At 66.0% G+C, this 19,837-nt stretch carries 17 protein-coding genes, 1 other RNA gene and 1 pseudogene; 12 read left to right on the top strand and 7 right to left on the bottom strand.

Features of this window, described 5'->3' with window-relative positions; genetic code table 11:
• Window positions 1-6: 6 nt before the first annotated feature.
• The 3 genes from ssrS to ACQY4S_RS27780 all read left to right on the top strand — a co-directional run bounded on the left by ssrS (window position 7) and on the right by ACQY4S_RS27780 (window position 1,594).
• Window positions 7-163, top strand: a non-coding RNA gene (gene ssrS / locus ACQY4S_RS27790) — 6S RNA.
• Between the two features lie 15 nt (window positions 164-178).
• A complete protein-coding gene (locus ACQY4S_RS27785) occupies window positions 179-736 on the top strand; it encodes a 5-formyltetrahydrofolate cyclo-ligase (protein WP_428488414.1) in 558 nt (185 codons plus the stop codon).
• A gap of 42 nt (window positions 737-778) precedes the next feature.
• Window positions 779-1,594 (top strand): TIGR00282 family metallophosphoesterase, encoded by an 816-nt coding sequence (locus ACQY4S_RS27780; RefSeq protein ID WP_428488413.1) that lies wholly within the window; start codon window positions 779-781, stop codon window positions 1,592-1,594.
• Between the two features lie 268 nt (window positions 1,595-1,862).
• Here the strand turns inward: ACQY4S_RS27780 and ACQY4S_RS27775 are convergent, their stop codons facing one another.
• Complete coding sequence (locus ACQY4S_RS27775) at window positions 1,863-2,135, bottom strand: hypothetical protein (protein ID WP_428488412.1); 273 nt, start codon at window positions 2,133-2,135, stop codon at window positions 1,863-1,865.
• Between the two features lie 189 nt (window positions 2,136-2,324).
• On the opposite strand from ACQY4S_RS27775, the gene ACQY4S_RS27770 reads away from it, so the two are divergent.
• The 3 genes from ACQY4S_RS27770 to ACQY4S_RS27760 are packed head-to-tail and all read left to right on the top strand — an operon-like array spanning window position 2,325 to window position 6,263.
• A complete protein-coding gene (locus ACQY4S_RS27770; RefSeq protein ID WP_428488411.1) occupies window positions 2,325-3,833 on the top strand; it encodes a carbohydrate porin in 1,509 nt (502 codons plus the stop codon).
• Window positions 3,834-3,846: 13 nt separating this feature from the next.
• Window positions 3,847-4,986: a hypothetical protein gene (locus tag ACQY4S_RS27765; protein WP_428488410.1), complete on the top strand. Its 1,140-nt coding sequence runs from the start codon at window positions 3,847-3,849 to the stop codon at window positions 4,984-4,986.
• Complete coding sequence (locus ACQY4S_RS27760) at window positions 4,983-6,263, top strand: Dyp-type peroxidase (RefSeq protein WP_428488409.1); 1,281 nt, start codon at window positions 4,983-4,985, stop codon at window positions 6,261-6,263. The genes ACQY4S_RS27765 and ACQY4S_RS27760 overlap by 4 nt, the downstream gene beginning before the upstream one ends.
• Before the next feature lie 134 nt (window positions 6,264-6,397).
• Here ACQY4S_RS27760 and ACQY4S_RS27755 read toward each other — a convergent pair whose 3' ends face one another.
• Window positions 6,398-7,015, bottom strand: a complete 618-nt coding sequence (locus ACQY4S_RS27755; RefSeq protein ID WP_428488408.1) for an NIPSNAP family protein — start codon at window positions 7,013-7,015, stop codon at window positions 6,398-6,400.
• Window positions 7,016-7,315: 300 nt separating this feature from the next.
• Here ACQY4S_RS27755 and ACQY4S_RS27750 point away from each other — a divergent pair, with 300 nt between their 5' ends.
• Window positions 7,316-8,890 (top strand): flavin monoamine oxidase family protein, encoded by a 1,575-nt coding sequence (locus tag ACQY4S_RS27750; RefSeq protein WP_428488407.1) that lies wholly within the window; start codon window positions 7,316-7,318, stop codon window positions 8,888-8,890.
• Between the two features lie 222 nt (window positions 8,891-9,112).
• Here the strand turns inward: ACQY4S_RS27750 and ACQY4S_RS27745 are convergent, their stop codons facing one another.
• The gene (locus ACQY4S_RS27745; RefSeq protein WP_428488517.1) at window positions 9,113-10,039 is read right to left on the bottom strand and encodes a LysR family transcriptional regulator; all 927 of its coding nucleotides are present in this window, start codon (window positions 10,037-10,039) and stop codon (window positions 9,113-9,115) included.
• A 134-nt stretch (window positions 10,040-10,173) separates the two neighbouring features.
• Between ACQY4S_RS27745 and ACQY4S_RS27740 the strand changes: the two genes are divergently transcribed.
• Window positions 10,174-10,890, top strand: coding sequence for an SDR family NAD(P)-dependent oxidoreductase (locus ACQY4S_RS27740; RefSeq protein ID WP_428488406.1), 717 nt, complete (start codon window positions 10,174-10,176; stop codon window positions 10,888-10,890).
• A gap of 44 nt (window positions 10,891-10,934) precedes the next feature.
• Window positions 10,935-11,057 (top strand): annotated as a pseudogene (locus ACQY4S_RS27735) (helix-turn-helix domain-containing protein); the annotation flags it as partial.
• A 289-nt stretch (window positions 11,058-11,346) separates the two neighbouring features.
• Here the strand turns inward: ACQY4S_RS27735 and ACQY4S_RS27730 are convergent.
• The 3 genes from ACQY4S_RS27730 to ACQY4S_RS27720 are packed head-to-tail and all read right to left on the bottom strand — an operon-like array spanning window position 11,347 to window position 14,389.
• A complete protein-coding gene (locus ACQY4S_RS27730; RefSeq protein ID WP_428488405.1) occupies window positions 11,347-12,141 on the bottom strand; it encodes an NAD(P)H-dependent oxidoreductase in 795 nt (264 codons plus the stop codon).
• Between the two features lie 29 nt (window positions 12,142-12,170).
• Complete coding sequence (locus ACQY4S_RS27725; RefSeq protein ID WP_428488404.1) at window positions 12,171-13,178, bottom strand: zinc-dependent alcohol dehydrogenase family protein; 1,008 nt, start codon at window positions 13,176-13,178, stop codon at window positions 12,171-12,173.
• Complete coding sequence (locus ACQY4S_RS27720; protein ID WP_428488403.1) at window positions 13,175-14,389, bottom strand: MFS transporter; 1,215 nt, start codon at window positions 14,387-14,389, stop codon at window positions 13,175-13,177. Before ACQY4S_RS27720 ends, ACQY4S_RS27725 begins: the two co-directional genes overlap by 4 nt.
• A gap of 93 nt (window positions 14,390-14,482) precedes the next feature.
• On the opposite strand from ACQY4S_RS27720, the gene ACQY4S_RS27715 reads away from it, so the two are divergent.
• The gene (locus tag ACQY4S_RS27715) at window positions 14,483-15,397 is read left to right on the top strand and encodes a LysR family transcriptional regulator (protein WP_428488402.1); all 915 of its coding nucleotides are present in this window, start codon (window positions 14,483-14,485) and stop codon (window positions 15,395-15,397) included.
• A 706-nt stretch (window positions 15,398-16,103) separates the two neighbouring features.
• Here the strand turns inward: ACQY4S_RS27715 and ACQY4S_RS27710 are convergent.
• Window positions 16,104-16,718, bottom strand: a complete 615-nt coding sequence (locus tag ACQY4S_RS27710) for a TetR/AcrR family transcriptional regulator (protein WP_428488516.1) — start codon at window positions 16,716-16,718, stop codon at window positions 16,104-16,106.
• Window positions 16,719-16,883: 165 nt separating this feature from the next.
• On the opposite strand from ACQY4S_RS27710, the gene ACQY4S_RS27705 reads away from it, so the two are divergent.
• Entirely contained in the window at window positions 16,884-18,479 is a 1,596-nt protein-coding gene (locus tag ACQY4S_RS27705) for an efflux transporter outer membrane subunit (protein WP_428488401.1), read from the top strand.
• A complete protein-coding gene (locus tag ACQY4S_RS27700) occupies window positions 18,476-19,693 on the top strand; it encodes an efflux RND transporter periplasmic adaptor subunit (RefSeq protein WP_428488400.1) in 1,218 nt (405 codons plus the stop codon). The genes ACQY4S_RS27705 and ACQY4S_RS27700 overlap by 4 nt, the downstream gene beginning before the upstream one ends.
• The last annotated feature ends 144 nt before the right edge of the window (window positions 19,694-19,837 follow it).

The following is a 19,837-nucleotide window of genomic DNA, read 5'->3' as shown; positions in this document are numbered from 1 at the left end:
ACCGAAGCGGAGCTGCCCGGTGCGTCAGGTAACTCATCCCTTGGGCCAGTAAGCATCTCCCTAGGGAGCTGGCTCTGTCGGGATCCTGGTCTCGGTATCTGGCGCCCACCTGCACAAGCAGGCCCTGGGAGGATGATAGGCCAACGGCCACGGCGGCTCCGCACATGGTTTTGCTGAAGTGAACGACCTGCAGGCTGCCAAGCAGGCGCTTAGGCAGGTTGCGATCGCCCGACGCCAGGGCCTCGACCCCAGCGCCTGCGGGCAGGCCTTGGCGGGTCATGTGATGCGTGATTGCCCGTTGTCCCCTGGCGCTGTCGTCGCCGGCTTCTGGCCGCTGGAGCAGGAAATCGACCTGCGGCACCTGCTGCGCGAGCTGCACGGACGCGGCCATCCCGTGGTCCTGCCGGTGACCCCGCGGCGGGGCGAGGCACTGACCTTCCGGCGCTGGCGTCCGGGCGATGTCATGCTTGCCGAACGGTTTGGCACGATGCGCCCGGTCGGCGAGCCAATGGTGCCGGATGTCCTGCTGATCCCGCTGCTGGCCTTCGATGCGGCCGGCTGGCGGCTAGGCTACGGCGGCGGCTTCTACGACCGGACGTTGGCCGGATTGCCAGGCCGCTTCCGGCTGGGTTGCGGCTTCGCGGCGCAGCAGGTGGACGCGGTGCCGATTGGCCCCTACGACATGAAGCTGGATGCGGTCGCGACCGAGCAAGGGGTGATGCGATTTGAGACATAGGCCGTTACCGGCGGGGCGCGTTCGCGGCGTCGGCTGGCGCGCATGAGAATTCTGTTCCTGGGCGATGTCGTCGGCCGCACCGGCCGCGACGCCGTGGCGGCCCGACTGCCCGATCTGCGGCAGGCCCTGCAAGCCGACCTGGCGATCGTCAACGCCGAGAACGCCTCGCACGGCTTCGGCCTCGCGCCGGAGATGGCCCGGAACCTGTTCGCCGCCGGCGCGGATGTCATCACGCTGGGCAACCACGCCTGGGACCGCAAGGAGATCATCCCGTTCATCGCCGAGAACCCCAGGCTGATCCGCCCATTGAACTACCCGCCCGGCACGCCCGGCAACGGCCACGTCGTGGTGACGCTGCGGGATGGCCGCAGGGCGCTGGTGCTGCAGGCGATGGGCCGGCTGTTCATGGACGCGCTGGACTGCCCGTTTCGCGGCACCGCGGATGTCCTGGCGAACTATCGGCTGGGTGCTTCGGTGCAGGCGATCGTCGCCGACATCCATGCCGAGGCGAGCAGCGAGAAGATGGCCTACGCGCACACCTTCGACGGCCAGCTTTCGTTCGTCGTCGGCACCCACACGCATTGCCCGACGGCCGACGCGCAGATCCTGCCCGGCGGCACCGCGTTCCAGTCGGATGCCGGCATGTGCGGCGACTATGACAGCGTGATCGGCATGGTGAAGGACGGCGCCACCTTGCGCTTCTGGCGCAAGATGCCGGGCGAGAAGCTGGGTCCGGCCGAAGGCGCCACCACCATCTGCGGCGTGTTCGTGCGCACCGATGACGCGACCGGACGGGCGGTGCGGATCGAGCCGCTGCGGATCGGCGGCCGGCTGGCCCAGGTGATGCCGGCGGGTTAGCGATGCCGGGTGACAACAGCGTCATTCCCCCGGGTTGACCTGTCGGAACCACGACCGGACCCTGGCGATGAAGCAACCTTAACCGATCATGCTCTAGACGTAGCAGCGCAAACGCTGACCCGGCAGAATGTCATACGGCGCAACCCAGTCCGGCAGAGCGGCGATTCGCTGAAGCCAGGCGTTGATAGCCGGATGAGTATCTTTAAAGTAAAATCCGCTCTCGTTTAGCGCGTGATCGCCTGAGGCTGACCCAGTCAGAAGACGTGAATCACGCGATCAGACACTGAGTTAAAATGCGATTTACGATCCGTGGAGGCGCGGAAGTATTGAGCGCGGTCTGAATCAGGCTGACGCCATCTTCCACCAAACCCAGTATCTCGCCTATCGGGTTGACGTTTCGCCGCCACTCATCCGTCCACGTAATGCCGCTGCCAAAATTGGTCCAGATCGGCTCGAACCGTTGACCGCACAACGTCAGCATGAGCGCTGACTTGTAGCTGTTCTCCGACGCCGGAAAGTAATGAAGCTTGTAACTGGACATGTTTAACTCCGCATGTTGCCCATGGCGAGCCCGCATTGCTCGAAGGGTCAGGCTTGCAGCCTTTTTACCCATACCTTGATCCGGCCTCCAGCTCGCAGCGCGACAACTGAGAATAAGTCGCACCCCTATTGCGGATGAGAATGGTTCTCAGTTAAAGAGGACACCGCCATTCGCAAGGGAGTCGCTGGTTTGTCGTATCTGGATAGTGTGGCCGAGGGTCGGATGCGCCGCCGAGCCGCCCGTTGTGGCATCGCGGCTCTGCTTGGCGCATGGGCGGCGGCGCCTCGCCCGGCCCTCGCGGCGCCGCCGCCCCTGTCAGTGCCGATCACCTCCGAGGACACCACGACCGGCGCGCCGCAGGTCTCGACCGGCCTGCTCGGCAACCTGGAGCGAAGCAACTTCCTGCTCGGCGACCTGTTTGGCATGCGCAGTGCTCTCAGTCCCTACGGCATCTCGATCGCGTTGCAGGAAACCAGCGAGGTGCTGGGCAATGTCACCGGCGGCATCCGGCGCGGCGCGGACTATGATGGCCTGACGCAGGCGGTCGTGCAGTTGGACACACAGCGCGCTTTTGGCTGGTACGGCGGCCTGTTCAACATCAGCGCGTTGCAGATCCACGGTCGCAACCTCAGCGCCGACAACCTCGGCAGCCTGCAGACCGCAAGCGGCATCGAGGCCGACCGCGCCACCCGGCTATGGGAGCTGTGGTACGACCAGAAATTCCTGGCAGAGGACCGGCTGGACATCAGGATTGGCCAGCAGAGCGCGGACCAGGAGTTCATCGTCAATCCGAACGGCGCCTACTTCGTCAACACGATGTTTGGCTGGCCGGTCGTGCCTTCCTATGATCTGCCGGGCGGTGGCCCCGCCTATCCGCTTTCCGCGCCCGCCGTGCGGGTCCGTTACAAGCCCGACAACGCTATCTCCGTCCTGGTCGGCCTGTTCAGCGGCAGCCCAGCCAACAGCAATCAGGGCGACCCGCAGCAGGTCAACGCGTCCGGCACGAGCTTCCCGTTCCATCGCGGCGCGCTGGCCATCGCCGAGCTGCAATATACCTATCCGGCCCTTGGCAGCATGGTCGAACCAGGCGCGGGCGCACCGCTAGGCCATACCTATCGGATTGGCGCATGGTTTGACTCGGAATCGTTCGACGATCTGCGATACGACAACACCGGACTGTCGCTCGCCTCGCCGAACAGCGGCGGCGTGCCGCTGTCGCATCATGGCGACTACTCGTTCTATGTCGTCGCCGACCAGATGGTCTGGCGCCAGCAGGACAACCCCAACCGCTCCATCACCGTGTTCGGCCGCATCATGGGCACGCCGCAGGGCGACCGCAACCTGGTTGATTACAGCTTCAACGGCGGCATCGTGTATCACTATCCCTTTGCGGGCCGGCCCGATGATACCGCCGGCCTCGGCGTCGGCCATGCCCATGTGAGCCCTCGCGCCTCGGGCTACGACCGTGACGTCGCCGCCTACAACATGACCGTGAGCCCCGCCAATTACCTGCCGATTCGCAGCAGCGAAACGTTTGTCGAGGTTTCTTACCAGTACCAGGTCCGCCCCTGGTGGCAGCTACAGCCGGACCTGCAATATGTCTTCAACCCCGGCGGCGGCAGTGCGAATCCGGTCAATCCGAGCGAACGCGTAAAGAACGAGCTCGTGCTCGGCCTGCGCACCAACATCCTGTTCTGAAGGAGGACGTTCCATGCCAACCATCCGCCGTGCTCGCGTCGGCCTCGTCATCGCCGCCTTGTTTGTCTGGCCCGCCTGGGCCGACGAACCGCGTGGCTTTCTAGAAACCATTCATCGGCACACGACGCTGTCGTCGACCGTGACTGACAACGGCGACCTTAATCCTTACGCCGTCGTGGTAGCGCCGGTCTCCACCGGCAAGGTCGCGAAGGACGACGTGCTGGTCGACAACTTCAACAACATCTCGAACCTGCAGGGGACCGGCACGACGATCGTCGGCTACCGTCCATCGACCCAGCAGACCTACCTGTTCACACGCCTGCCGCAGTCGCTGCCGCAATGCCCCGGCGGCGTTGGCCTCACCACGGCCATGACCATGCTGAAGACCGGCTGGGTGATCGTCGGCAGCACGCCGAGCCGTGACGGGACGACCGCGACCAAGGGAGACGGCTGCGTGTTGGTGCTCGACCCGGCCGGTGCGCTGGTCGCCGCCTGGTCGGGACCGACCATCAATGATCCCTGGGGCAACATGGCGGTTGTCGACAATGGTGCCACGGCGACATTGTTCATCAGCATGGCCGGATTCAGCCTGCCGGGACCCGGCGTGGTGGACCCGCGGACGCACCTGCCCGTCGTCATGCGCAAGGCGACGGTGCTGCGGCTTCGGCTGTCTGTCCCCGCCGGCAAGCCGCCGGTGCTGACCGACCAGACGGTGGTGGCCAACGGCTTTGCCCAGCGCGCCGACCCCGACAACTTCCTGCTTGGCCCGACCGGCCTGGCGCTGGCGCCCGACGGCACGCTGTATGTCACCGATGGCCTGGACAACGTCATCACCGCGATCCCGAACGCCACCGCCCGCACCGACAGCGCCGGCACCGGCAAGCTGGTCACACAAGGCGGCCTGCTGTCCTGGCCGCTCGCCATGACCTGGTCGCCGGAGGGACATCTGCTGGTCTGCAACGGCAAGGACGGGCGCCTGGTCGAGGTCGACCCGGTTGCCGGCAAGCAGGTGTATGCGCAGTGGATCAACACCGACCAGGCGCAGTCCCCACCGGGCAACGGTGACCTGTTTGGCATTGCCCTGATGCCGGACAACAAGGGGTTCTACTACGTCATGGACGACACCAACACACTGATGCGAGGCGCCCGATGAAGGGCTTCGGTCGCCGCGGCGTCCTCGGCGCCGCGGTTGGGCTGGCTGGTGCCGTTCGTGCCACCGGCCTGGCGAATGCCGACGAAAAGCCGCCCAGCCAACCGCCGCTGATCAAGACGGCGTCGCTGCCGCCTGACCCGACGCTGCCGTTCCACGGCCCGAACCAGAACGGCATCGTGACGCCGATGCAGGCGCACACCAGCTTTGCCGCCTTCGACCTTCTGGCAGACAAGGCCGCTGACGTTGCCGCCCTCATGCGGGCATGGACGGATGCGGCGGCCCAGCTCACCCAAGGGCTGCCGCTCGCCGCCAGCGGCGACCCTGCCGCCATGCCGGGCGATTCCGGCGAGGCCGACGGCCTGCCACCGAACCGCCTCACCCTCACCTTTGGCTTTGGGCCGGGCCTGTTCAGCGCCGATGGCGTCGATCGCTACGGCCTTGCAAGATACCGCCCCGAGGCGTTCGTCGACCTGCCGAGATTTGTCGGCGACCAGTTGGTGCCCGAGCGCACCGGCGGCGACCTGTCCGTCCAGGTCTGCGGCGACGACAAGCAGGCCGTCTTCCACGCCCTGCGCGCCATCATGCGCGTCGCTGACGGGGTCGCGCGGGTGCGCTGGGTGCAATCGGGCTTCCTCCCCGGTAGCGCTCCGAAGACGACGCCGCGCAACCTGATGGGCTTCAAGGACGGCACCGCCAACCTTGATTTGAGCGATCCCGATGCGGTCACGCGGCACCTTTGGGTAGGGGAAGAGGGTGGCGCCTGGATGCGCGGCGGTAGCTACGCGGTCGTCCGTCCGATCCGCATCGCGCTTGAACACTGGGACCGCATGAAGCTCGCTTTCCAGGAGCAGACCGTGGGCCGCGAGAAGGCGTCCGGCGCCGCGATTGGCGCTAAGAAGGAGTTCGCCGCCGCCGACCTCGACGCGGTCGACGGTGACGGCAATCCGATGATCGCGGAGAACGCGCATATCCGCCTTGCCTCGCCCAAGACCAACGACGGCGCGCAGATCCTGCGGCGCGGCTACGGTTACGACAACGGTGTCAGCATGGTCGCCGAGCGCTGGCCGCCCTGGCGTCACCAGATGGAACTGGACGCCGGCCTGCTGTTCGTGTGCTACCAGCGGGACCCGCGCGCGGGCTTCATCCGCATCTTCGATCGGATGGCCAGGTTCGACATGATGAACCAGTTCGTCACGCCGGTCGGCGGCGGCCTGTTTGCCTGCCCGGGCGGCGTGGCCCCCGGCCGCTATCTCGGCCAGAACCTGTTCGAGGCGTAGCACGGCAAGCCAGCGCCGGCTGTTGTCGGATCAGTCAACTAGGCCACCGACCCCATGACCGACGCGGGTGGCGAACGCGTCTGCACCAAGCCCCGGCGGGCGATGCTGACGATCCCTGCCCGCGGTCGGCGTCTTCAGGACAGCGGCGAATACGGCTCCGGCAGGGCGATCGTCGACGTCGCTTCCAGGATCTGCTCGGGTCCGCCCTTGGGTGGCCAGATGCCGTCCGCATAGGACTTGGCACGAATGGCGAAGCGCTCATCGACCCCGGCATAGGGCCAGATATGGGTGATGCGCGGCGCGCCATCCAGCGCGTACATGTTGATGACCAGATGCGACATCGGTTCACGTGCCGGCATGGCCGCTTCCCAGCCCGCCAGCGTCGGCGGCAACCCACCGGGCTTCAGCTTGTAGGTGCGGAACTCGTAGACGCGGCCGTAGCTGCCGGGTTTGATGCGCGGCAGGAAGGGAAACGGCGCGTAGCTGTCCATCTCCAGCGTGGTCACGACGCTGCCGGCGTTGAACGGATTGGCGCTGAACAATGCGCGCCGACGCTCGGCCGTCAAATCCTCGGGGTTCGCGAAGCCACGCAGAATCAGCAGGCGGCCAAGCGTGCCGATGTCGGTCCGCCAGCAACCAAGCAGCTCACCCTTGGCCTCGGGCTCATTGATGAAGGCACGCGCGCCCTCCGACGCCTTGGAAACGAAAAGAAGCGGAAACGACAGGGTCGCAAGTTCATAGAACTCGTTCATGAGTTCATCCCTTCGGTAGGTAACCGTTATGGCGTGGTCGCCTCAGCGACTTTCTCAGCCGCCGCGCCGGCCTTGGACTTCTTAACCGCTGCTTCAACAAGCATCGCCCAGGGCGCCTAATGGTGACGCCATGGTCTGGATCTCCATAGTACAAGTCATTAATATAGTTTGGAATGATGAAAATCCGAAGAACCCAGGGTGTTTCCTTCAGATCGACCCGAATGAGATCCGGCGGCAAACGTGCGCAACCGCACCTCCGCGTGCGGATCATTGCTGGCCACAGCCTCGGCACCTGACAGCATGACCATCACGCGGCGAACGCTGATCCACCAGGTCGGTCGCGCCGGCGGCGTCGCGGCGGCCTATCGCACCATGGCCGCCATGGGATTGCTGGCGGTGCCGGCAGCCCATTCGGAACCGCCCTCCTTGCCCCCGAACTCCGACGGCGGCGGACCGATCGTCATCCTCGGCGCCGGGATCGCCGGCATGGTCGCCGCGCTGGAACTGCAACGTGCCGGCTACGACTGCAACATTCTGGAAGCCCGCGCTCGGCCGGGCGGCCGCAACTGGAGCCTGCGTGCCGGCGACACCGTCGCCGAGGCATCCACCATCCAGACAGTGGCCTGGGACGCCGAACCTCATTTGTATTTCAATCCTGGCCCGGCGCGCCTGCCATTCCACCATCAGGGGATCCTCGGCTACTGCCGTGAACTCGGTGTGCCGCTCGAGGTCATGTGCAACGACAACCGCGGCGCGCTGATGCAGGACGACCAGGCATTCGATGGCCGCCCGCAGCGCAATGCGGCGGTGGTCAACGACAGCCGCGGCTATGTTGCCGAACTGGCCGCCAAGGCGGTCGATCACGGACTGCTGGATGCGCCGGTTTCGGACCAGGACCGTGAGCGGCTGCACGGCTTCCTGCGCGCGTTTGGCGCGCTCGACCACGACATGGCATATCGGGGCTCCGCGCGCTCCGGCTACCTCGAACCATCCGGTGGCGGTCTGACGGCAGGAAAGATCGTGCCGCCGCTGGATCTGCGGCGCCTTGTGCAGGCGGATTTCTGGCAGGGGCCGAGCGAATTCGGCGAATTCTATTCGATGGCCGCGACGATGATGCAGCCGGTCGGCGGCATGGGCCGGATCGGCGAGGCGTTCGGCCGGCGCCTGGGCGACGTGATCACCTACAACGCCGAGGTCACCCAGTTGCGGCGACAGGGCGACGGCGCCCAGGTAGTGTGGCGCGACCGGCGAAGCAACCAGGTCAGCGTCGTCGAGGCGGCGCATGTCCTCTGCACCATCCCCTGCCCTGTCCTGCGCCGTCTCGACACCGATTTCTCTTCGGCCGTGCGGGCCGCGCTGGCCGCGGTCGACTATGTGCCCGCCGGCAAGATCGCGTTCCAGGCGGACCGGCGATTCTGGGAGCTTGATGCGCAGATCTATGGCGGCATCTCGTGGACCAGCCGAGACATCACGCAGATCTGGTATCCGTCCGCCGGCCTGCAGCAGGCGCGCGGCATCCTGGTCGGCGCCTATATCTGGTCGGACGATCTCGGACACGCCTTCGCGGCGAAGGCACCGGATGCCAGGATCGCCGATGCCCTGGCGGACGGCGAGCATCTGCATCCCGGCTACGGCAAGTCGCTGCGCCACGCGATCAGCGTCGCCTGGCCCAACATCCCGTTCAACGAAGGCGCCTGGGCGGAATGGACCTCTGAAGCCCGCGCGCAAGCCTACCCTGTTCTGCTGGATGGCGACGGCCCCTTCACCTTCGCCGGCGAGCATCTCAGCCACATCACCGGATGGCAGGAGGGCGCGGTGGTATCAGCGCACTATGCGATCGCGAGGATCACCGAAAGGATCAAGGCGGCGAACTAGCGCAGCCGGTCAACAGACGTCTGACGGACTGCTAAAAATCCCTTGCCATGACGCGGGCGGATCGACGTCGATGGGCTCTAGGATCGACAGGGACCCGCGCAGGGCGTCCAGCGGTCGTCGGCGCATGCCAGAAACCGGTCATCCGCTGACAAGGACATGTTGTTCCGCGCATGATCTGATCCGGCGGCCGGACGTTCGGTTCGTCACACCTGCCAGCATTCATCACCGCGGATACGCCGTCCGGCAAACCGACATCACGGTGTCGCGCAGCCAGCGATGCGCCGGATCGGCGTCCATGCGCGGATGCCACATCGCCGATATCATGAACCCTGGCGTCGGGACCGGGCATTCGAAGCTTTCAAGGCCCAACGTGGCGCCGTGGTCACTCCCAAGGCTGTTGCCAAGGCACGAACGTGGCACGGCCGCGACCAGATCCGATTGGCGCGCGATCCGCATCGCATCCGGATATCCGGGCACGACAACGAGTATTGTCCGTTTGAGGCCGAGTTTCTCCAAGGCGTCATCGACTGGCGAGATGACATTCCCTTCCCGTGACGCCACGACATGGTTGCAGGCCGCATATCGTTCGGGTGTCACTCCCGTGCCTGCCAGAAGGGGATGTCCGGCCCGGGCCACGCCGACAAGCCTGTCGTGGAACAGCAACCGGGTGCGTATTTCCGGGGCGGACGTTCCAAGCACGCCGATCTCCAGATCGATCAGTCCTTCCCGAAGCGGGCGTGCATCCTTGTCAGGTCTGGCTGCGAAGCGAAGGCGGATGCGCGGCGCCGCAAGGGTAATGGCGGCCACTACGCGCGCGGAGAGAAATTCCAGGAATGCCTCGCTGACCCGAACGGTGAACGTTCGTTCGAGCGAGGCGACGTCCACATGATTGGTTTGCGGCCGAAGCACCGCTCGCACGTCACGACTGAGATCATGAACGCGATCGCGCAGTTCAGCAGCCCGCGGTGTCGGCACAAGACCACGCCCAGCGCGCACCAGTAGCGGATCGCCTGTCGCCGACCGAAGTCGTGTCAGCGTCCGGCTCATGGCGGACGAACTCAAGCCAAGCCGACGGGCCGCGCCCGTCACGCTGCCCTCGGCAAGTAACGCATCCAGCGCTATGAGCAGGTTCAGGTCCACATTATTCATCACCTGACGGTATCTCATGTGCTTGGGATGACATAGCGCCGCGCGCAACCATAGTTTGCATTCGATGCGTCTAGCGCTGGTCGTGCGGGTTGCTCATATTCGCGGCCAGACTCATCACCGAAAGACATTGCGCCATGCCCCCAGCCGCTTCGAGCGATACCCGCAGCACAATCCTTCTCATCGGCGCATCTCGCGGTCTCGGCCACGCGATGGCCGCGGAGTTCTTGAAGAAAGGGTGGAACGTCGTCGGCACGGTCCGAGGCGGCGGAAACCGAACGTTGCTCCACGACCTGGCGGACAAGCACAAGGGCCGTGTCGAAATCGAGATCCTGGACATCTGCGAAGCGGACCAACTCGCGGCGCTGCATGACCGCTTGTCGGGCAGAATGTTCGATATGCTGTTCGTCAACGCCGGGACGACCAACAATGCAGAGGAAACGATTGGAGAGGTGACGACGGACGAGTTTATGCGCGTCATGATCACAAATGCATTGAGCCCCATGCGTGTTATCGAGAGTCTGGAATACTGCGTCCCCACGACGGGCACGATCGGCGTGATGTCATCCGGGCAAGGTAGCATCAGCAACAACGAGACCGGCCTGCGAGAGGTCTATCGCGGCAGCAAGGCGGCGCTGAACATGTTCATGCGAAGCTTCGCGGCCCGTCACGCCGGAACCTCGCGCGCGATGGTCGTGATGGCGCCCGGCTGGGTCCGCACCGACATGGGTGGCCCGGATGCGAGCTTGAGCATCGAGGAAAGCGTGCCGAACCTGGTGAACGTCCTTCTCGCGAAGCAGGGCAACCCCGGTCTGCAATATCTCGACTATCTCGGCCGCACCGTCCCGTGGTGATCGGTTCACTCGAAATTTCTTCAAGGCAAGGGAGGAACCGGTGCGGCATGTACGACACCGGCGACTGCTCGATCAGCGATCTGGCCGAGCTGTTCTCCATCTCGCGGCCAACCGTGTATCGCACCCTTGGTCGCCAGCCTCACGCGCTTGCGGCCAAGGCAGCTTGATCGGTCGCTTTCGCCCCATTCCACGCCTTTCCGAGGGTTGGGACTTCGCCCAAGAAACGGTCGTTCTGGCAGGCCGCCCATTCCCGTTTCTCCATGCGGAATGCGCCATTTCGGGAAAAGCCAATCGGGAACATATTTTGGGAAACGGCGTGATCATAGGCGTCGCATCAGTCATGCTGGCGCGGCTTTCCCGCTGCATGTTCCTTTATGGGAAGGCAGCGACCGTTGAATACGCCCGTCGCTCAGGCCCAGCGGATTTGATGATGCCTTCGAGGAGTCGCAGGACGAATTACCCTACCCGCCCCTGGTCCACGTGCAAGGCGAAGCCGGACACGCCAGAGTCGCCCAGCTCTGGCCGCAACTCCAAGCTGGGAACCTGGTAGTCGCCACCGTTCTGCATTCGATAGGGTATGGGCGCAGCGGTTTCGATGGTCCGCATCCTCTCCTTCAACTGCTCCGCCACCAGCCCAAAGCCGGCCTCGTCCATCCGGTCCACGCGGTAAGCCACGAAGGACGGCAGGACGGTGTAGCCGGGGTAATAGAGGATGCCATGATTGATCGGGAACAGGATGTCCTCGATCGGGCCGTTCACGCCGCGCGGGGCGTAGTGCGTCGCCCAGCCGCCCACGGTCACGATCAGCATCGCCCGCTTGCCGGCCAGTGTGCCCTCGCCAAAGCGGTCGCCCCAATGCGTGTCGCTCCGTTCGCCAACTCCGTAGGCGAAACCGAAGGCATACACGCGGTCCACCCATCCCTTGAGGATGGCCGGCATGGAGTACCACCACAGCGGAAACTGCAGGATCAGGGCATCGGCCCAGAGCAGGTTCTCCTGCTCGGCCTTCACGTCCTCCGTTAGTGCACCGGCAGCAAAGGCCTGGCCTGATGCACCAGCCACCCGCAGCCGCTCGTCCGGTGCCACGCCGGGAAAGTCCGATCGATCGACGGCCGCCTTCCATCCATTGGCGTAAAGGTCACTGACCCGGACCTCATGCCCCTGTGCCTGCAACTCGGCCACGGCAACGTCGCGCAGCGCGCCGTTCAAGGAGTGGCGTTCCGGGTGGGCGAAAACGAGAAAAACCTTCATGGTGGCCTGTTCCTGCTGGTCGGGGTTTGTCAGAATTCGACGACGATCTTGCCGAAATGGCCGCCAGACTCCTGGAGCCGGAAAGCGTCCACGATCTCGGCCAGAGGAAAGGAGCGGTCGATCACCGGGTGGCCATGGACGGCGTCGATGCCGCGGATCAGGTCCAATTGATGACGGCGGCTGCCGACGATCAGGCCCTGGAGCCGTTGCTGCCGCGCCATGAGCATGGCCGTCGGCACGGCGCCCGCCCGGCCGGTCAGCACGCCGATCAGCGAGATGTGGCCGCCCACGCGCGCGGCCCTGATCGATTGCGCCAGCGTGCCCGGGCCGCCCACCTCCACGACGTGATCGACGCCGGTGCCGCCGGTCAGGTCCCTCACCCGATCGCCCCAGTTCTCGTCCCGGCGGTAGTTGATGCCGTGCGCGGCGCCCATCGTGCGAAGCCGCTCCAGCTTCTCGTCGGAGGAGGAGGTCGCGATCACCGTGGCCCCCATGGCCCGCGCGATCTGCAACGCGAAGATCGACACGCCGCCCGTGCCGAGCACCAGCACGCTGTCCCCAACCTTCAGGCCGCCGTTGACCACCAGGGCGCGCCAGGCGGTCACACCGGCCGTGGTCAGGGTCGCCGCGGCGGCGTGGCTCCAGCCGGCCGGCGCACGCGTGAAGGACGTGGCCGGCGCCACCACGACCTCCCGGGCAAAGCCGTCGATCCCGTCGCCCGGCGTGGTGGCGAAATCGGCAAGGGTGGCCTCACCGTCCAGCCAGGTCGGGAAGAAGGTCGATACGACGTGGTCGCCGGGCTTGAACCCAGTGACCTCGGAACCGACCGCCTCCACCACCCCGGCGCCATCGGCCATGGGGATGCGCCCATCGGCGGCCGGCAACCGTCCCGTCACCACGCCCAGATCGTGGAAGTTCAGGGAGGTGGCATGCACGCGCACGCGGATGGCGTCCCGTCCGGGATCGCCGGGATCGGGGAGGTCCACCGACGTCAGGCCGTCGAGCCCTTGCTGCGGATGAGCCTGGATGGCCTTCATGCGGGTGCTCCTCGGCTGCGCGAGGGCAGCCATTGCAGGACGGTTGCCGTCGCCGACACGATCAGGACGGCGCCGAGATAGGCCTGGGTCGTGCCCAGGAAGCCGGTGAGCGGAACGGAGAAGCCGGCGGCGATGGGAGGAACGCTCAGGGACAGGTAGGTGACCAGGAAGATCGCCGCGAAGAGTTCCGCGCGCTCATGCACCGGGGTGAGCGGCACGAGCGACTGGATGAGGCCGCTGAAGGATGCACCCAGCCCGGCACCGGCCACCGCGCTGCCGACGAAGAACAGCGCCAGGGTGCCCGTGCCGATCGACACGAGAAGCAGGCCGACCCCGGCCGTCACCGCCGCCATGCCCAGCGCGGCCATGCGCCCGGGTGGCTGCCCACGCATCAGGAGCGGCGATACGGCGCCTGCTCCGCAGAGCACGGCCACGGTGGCACCGTTCAGCACCCCGCTGTTGACCGAGAAGACGGTGCGCAGCAGCGACGGCCCGAGCGCGATGACGAAGCCGCACAAGGCCCAGATGGACAGGAGCAGGGGCAGGGCACGCGTGAAGCCGCTCCGCGCCGCCCGGGTGACATGCACGCTCGGCACCATCGACCGGAGCAGCCCGGGCACCGGGCTCGCCGTTTCGGGGATCAGGGCCACCGACACCGCGCCCAGGCAGAACACTCCACCCAGGACGCCGAAGGCCCAGACTTCCGCCTGGTTCGTGACCCCGAGCAGGGCTCCGGTGACGAGCGCACCCGTCGCGAGCCCGGCCAGGGGCGAGATGCCGGTCAGCAGGCTGCCGAGCGCCTTTCGGGCCGGGGGCGCCGCCTCGATCACCGCGGCGGACAGCGCGCCGTTCACCACGCCCATGGACAGCCCCTGGACGATCCGGGCGGCGAGCAACCCGCCGATGCCGTCCGCCGTGAGGAACAGGGCCATGGCCACGACCTGGATGGCCAGTGCCGCGACGATCACCGGCTTGCGGCCGAGATGGTCGGAGAGCGAGCCGGCCACGAGCAACGTCACCAGCAGCACCAGCGAGTAGATGCTGAACGCGACCGTCAGCATGCCCGGGGAGAACCCCCACCGCCCCTGGAACACGACGAACAAGGGGGAGGGCACACTGGCCGACACGAAAAACAGGAACAGGGTGATCGCGAGCAATGGGAAGGCGATCGAGGAGTCGGGTGGCGATGCCGGGGAGGTTGCTTCGGGCAAGCTGCTATCCGTGTCGTCGATTGGAGTGTCACGGGCTCCAGCCCGCTCCTAAAGCATATGACCCAGCCACCTCGGGCATTGAAATCGAACCTCTTGCGTGCCGTTATCGACACAATGGATACCAGGAACCCCGATCTCGGATTGCTCGTGACGCTCGAAGCCTTGCTTGTGGAACGCAACGTCACACGCGCCGCGCGCCGGCTGAACCTTAGTCAGCCGGCCTTGTCGGCGCGGCTGGCGCGGCTCCGTGAGGCGCTCGGCGATCCGCTCCTGATCCCGGCCCAGCGCGGGATGGTGCTGACCCAGCGGGCACTCGAGCTGATGCAGCCACTGCACGAGGCGCTGGAGAGTGTCCGCCGCGTTATCGAGCAAGGAGCGCCAATCGATCCGGCGACCCTGCGGGCAACCCTGGTGATCGCGGCGAGCGACTACGTCCAGTATGCGCTGCTGGCGCGCTTCTCGGTTGCGTTGCGGGCCGAGGCGCCCATGGTCCGCATCGCGTGGCGGGCGCTCGACGTGATGGCACTCACGACGCAGCTGGAGCGTGGTGAGGTGGACCTGGCCTTGGCTGCGCCTGAACACGCGCCGGCGGCGATGCGCCAGCGTCGACTCTACGAGGAGGATTACGCGGTCATCGCGCGACAAGGACATCCAGGCGTGCAGGGCGATCTGGGGCTAGACGTGTTCTGCGCGCTGGACCACGTCGTCGTATCGCCTCAGGGTGGCGGCTTTACCGGGCCTACCGACGCAGCGCTTGAAGCAATCGGCCGTCGTCGCACCGTCGCCTTGTCCACATCGGGCTTCCTGATCGTGCCGGAGATCGTGTCACGATCCGACATGATCGCACTGATCCCGCGCCGGATCGCAGAAGGCTGGTCGGATCGGGTGCAGGTGCTGGAACCGCCGCTCACCATACCCGGCTTCGTCATCGCCAGTATCTGGCACGAACGGACGACTACCCACCCGGCACAGAGCTGGCTGCGCGACCGACTCGCCGCGTTGGCATGATGCTGTATCCCGATGTACCGTAGGTCCAAGCTTACTTTCCCAAAACACTATCCTTTTTGAGAAAACCGCCGCCTGCCAACGGCAGCTATCGCCACTTGCCTTCCCGAAACCCGCCTGTCCCTTGACCACCACTCCTCGCTGTCCGGCGATGCCACCTAGCGCTGGAGAACCGTGCCTATCAGCGCTGAAGGTCACGCCCCAGCCCGAAGCAGGCAAGTCGGCTCCTGGAAACTCATTCGCGGTTTAGGCTTCTCAAAACCTGTGATGTAAGCTTGGTTTGGCGAGAAAACGTGGCTCGTGAAGCCGTTGATGTCGCTGTGATTGTTCCGGATGCCAGTCGGACCTGACGCTCGCCCGAATTGGCAGGATCGGCCTGCTTGGAACCTTTTCGGTGCCGTTGAAGATCGTTGACCAGGTGCATTACGAGATAACCAAACCCGAGAACAATCCAAAAGGGAAAGTCGCGGCGGCCACTATACAGTTACGAAACTAGATCGAAATTGCGGCGGTGAGCAAGTGCTCAAACGCCTGATCCAGGATGGCAGCCAACCGACGACCGGGTCTTGGCGATACCCCGCTCAACCAGAGACTGGGCTGACAAGGATGACGGCGCGCACCGCGCCGCCAGGGTCATCACCAGGCGATGCCGGCGACCAGCCGACGACGGATGAGTTTCGCGCGCGTGACACGCGTCCATCTGATCTGCTCAACACCCCAGCCGCCGCCGTTGTTTCTCACCAGCTCCGCAATGCTGCACGGCTTTCCGGTAGGCTCGCAGGAACACCTCCGTACCGCGAACCGCCCGCCGCTCGATCTCTTCCAACACGACCGGTTGCTCAAGCCCATACGCAAGCCTCTCCGGCATGCTGCCCTGCCACAGGCAGACCAGGTCATCGGCCGCCCGGTCCGCATCGTCCACCATCAATTCGCCCTGTTCGGCCGCGGCGGCGATGATCTCGGCCAGCGCCGCCCGCACCCGCCCCGGTCCGGCGGCATAGAAGCGCTCCGCCAGCGACCGGTTGCCGCGCAACGTCATCGGCAGCGTGTGCGCCATGGCGCAGACCTCCGACCCAAGGATCACGTCCAGGAAGGCGATGCCGAATGCCGCCAGCCGGTCCCGCAGGCCGCCTTCGCCCTCCGGCGCCGACAACGCCGCGATCATCTCCTGGGCAGTCGCGCTGACGATGTTTTCGAACAGCGTTTCCTTGTCGCCAAAGTGGCTGTAGACGGTCATCTTCGAGACTTGTGCCTGCGCCGCCACCGCCTCCATCGTCACCAGCTCGAACGGCAGGCGCGCGAACAGGTGCTTCGCCGCCGCGATGATGGCCGCATGCTTCGCGTTGTCCTTCGGCCGCCCGGTTCGGCCAGCGGATAACGCAGCGGCGGGTCGTTTCGCCAGGTGACATCCTCCTCGATAAAAATTACTGGACTAACCGGTATAGAATGCCGCATATTAGACTCGTTGGTCCAGGAATTCCATCTTTCCATGCTTCTCGCTGACTTTTTCCCGCTCCATCGCCGACGCCGGCGCGTCGGCTCGGCTTTCGTTCTGGCGGTCCCCGTTCTGGCGGTCCCCGTTCTGGCGGTCCCCGTTCTGGCGATTCTGGCCGGCTGCGCGGTCGGGCCGAACTTCAAGACGCCGGCGGCACCCGGCAGCACCCGCTTTACCGAGGCCGCCTTGCCCGCCAGCACCGTCAAGGCCGCGACCCCTGGCGGTTCGCCGCAGCAACTCAGCGAAGGGCGGGATATTCCGGGCGAGTGGTGGGCGCTGTTCCACTCGCCGCAGATCACCACCCTGGTGACCCAGGCCTTGCGAGCCAATCCGGATGTCGCCGCCGCCCAGGCCACGCTGCGCGAGGCGCGGGAGAATACCCGCGCCGAACAGGGCGCGCTGTTCCCGCAGCTCAGTGCCGCCGTGCAGCCGGAACACGTGCGCTCATCCCTGGCCGGGTTCGGCTTCGGCAACGGCTCGTCCGTCTACACCGTCTACAGCGGCACGCTGAACGCGTCCTACACGCTGGACGCCTTCGGCGGCATCCGCCGGCAAATCGAGCAGCTCAACGCCGAAGCCGAGTATCAGCGCTTCGAGCTGGAAGCCACCGACCTGATCCTGGCCGCCAACGTCGTCAACGCGGCGATCACCGAGGCGTCCTATCAGGCGCAGATCGACACCACGCGCGACATCATCCGGATCGATATGGCGGGGCTGGCGCTGACCCGGCAGCGTTTCCAGCTTGGCGGCGTCAGCCAGGTGGATGTGCTGCAGCAGCAGTCGCTGGTGGACGCGCAGATCGCCACCCTGCCCGGCCTGCAGAAGCTGTTGCAGCAGGCGCGCAACCAGCTTGCCGTCTACCTGGGCGGCCATCCGGACCAGTACGCGATGCCGACATTGGACCTGAACCGGCTGACCCTGCCGAACGACCTGCCGGTGTCGCTGCCGTCGAACCTGGTGCAGCAGCGGCCGGACATCCGTGCCTATGCCGCGTTGCTGCATTCGGCCACCGCGTCGGTCGGCGTCGCCACCGCCAACATGCTGCCGCAGATCAGCCTGACCGGCAGCTACGGGCGCGAAGGCAGCAACCTGCCCAACCTGTTCACCCCCGCCGGCATCGTCTGGACCATCGCCGGCAGCCTGACCCAGCCGATCTTCGAGGGCGGCACCCTGCGCGCCCGCAAGCGCGCCGCGCAGGCCGCGCTGGAGGTCGCCGCCGCGCAATACAGCAGCACGGTGAACACCGCGTTCCAGAACGTCGCCAACGCGCTGGTGGCGATCGAGCGGGATGCCGAGACGCTGCGGGCCGCTCTGGCCGCGGAGCAGACGGCGGCGGCCAGCCTCGCGGTGGCGCAGACGCAGTATCGGGAAGGCGCCGGCACCTACCTGAACGTGCTGACGGCGGAACAGACCGACTTCTCGGCTCGGCTTAACCTGGTGACCGCCCGGGCCGCCCGCTTCACCGACACCGTGACCCTGTTCCAGGCGTTGGGCGGCGGCTGGTGGAACCGCACCGATGTCGACCCGAAAATCGCCCAGGCTGACGGCGTTTTTCCTGGCGGCGCTTTTTCCGGCGGAGTTTTCCCATGAACGACAGCACCGTGGTGCCTCGCACCGCCCCAGGCAGCATCCCAGGCGGCGCTGTCCCAAAAGGCCGCACCACACGGCCGCCCAGGACCTGGCTGCGAATGGGGCTGATGCTGCTGGTGATGGCGTTGCTCGCGGCGGGGCTGATCGGCTTCCAGCGGTTCAAGGCCGGCATCCTCAAGCAGGTGGTGGCGACCATAAAGTCCGAACTGCCGACGGTTGCCACCGCCACCGCCACGATGCGGACGTGGCAGCCCCGGCAGACCGCCGTGGGCTCCGCGCGTGCGTCCAATGGGGCGGACCTGGCGGCCGAGATCGCCGGCGTGGTCGACCAGATCGATTTCCAGTCCGGCCAGACGGTGCCGGCGGGAACCGTGCTGCTGCGGCTGCGGCTGAATGATGACCAGGCCAAGCTGCAGCAGCTTCAGGCCAGCGCGGCGCTGGCGGCGGTGACGCTCGGACGCGACCAGCGGCAGTTGGCGGCGCATGCCGTGGCGCAGGCCACCGTGGACAGCGACGCCGCCAGCCTCAAGGTCGCCCAGGCGCAGGTCGCGGCACAGCAGGCAATCATCAATGAGAAGACCGTCCGCGCACCGTTCGCCGGAAGGCTGGGTGTCCGCCAGGTCGACCTCGGCCAGTACCTGCCCGCGGGCACCACGATCGTGACGCTGCAGCAGCTCGATCCGATGTTCGTCGATTTCTACCTGCCCCAGCAGGCGCTAGGGCGGATCGCCGTCGGCCAGAAGGTCGAGGTGACCGCCGATGCCTATCCGGGGAAAACCTTCGACGGCCAGGTGCAGTCGTTCAATTCCAAGATCGATGCCACCAGCCGCATGCTCCAGGTGCGGGCGAGCATCCCTAATCCGGATGGGGCGCTGCTGCCGGGGATGTATCTCAGCGTCGCCGTCGACTCAGGCACCGTCCAGTCGCTGGTCACCATCCCGGCAACCGCGGTCGCCTATAACCCATATGGGTCGCTGGTCTACGTGGTGCACGACGAGAAGGATGCCCAGGGCAAGGACCAGCCCGTCGTGCTGCAGCAGTTCGTCACCACCGGCGATGCGCGCGGCGATCAGGTCAGCGTGCTGAAAGGCCTGAACGCGAACGACGTGGTTGTCACCGCCGGGCAGTTGAAGCTGCACAACAGGTCGGCGGTGAAAATCGACAACGCGGTGCAGCCAACCGACAACCCGGCGCCGGTGCCGGTGGATCAATAAAGCATGATCGCGCCGAACCGGCCCTCCGCAGTCGGTAAATCACGCGATCAGGCAAAAAGCCAAATGAGTCTGCTGCTTCCGCGCGGGAGCCGTTCCGCCATGACCGGACACGGCAGGCGCGTCATCTCCCGTGCGATGGCTGTC

It is taken from the genome of Rhodopila sp. (assembly GCF_965276935.1).
Lineage (GTDB): Bacteria > Pseudomonadota > Alphaproteobacteria > Acetobacterales > Acetobacteraceae > Rhodopila.
This window is presented reverse-complemented; position numbering and strand designations above follow the sequence as displayed.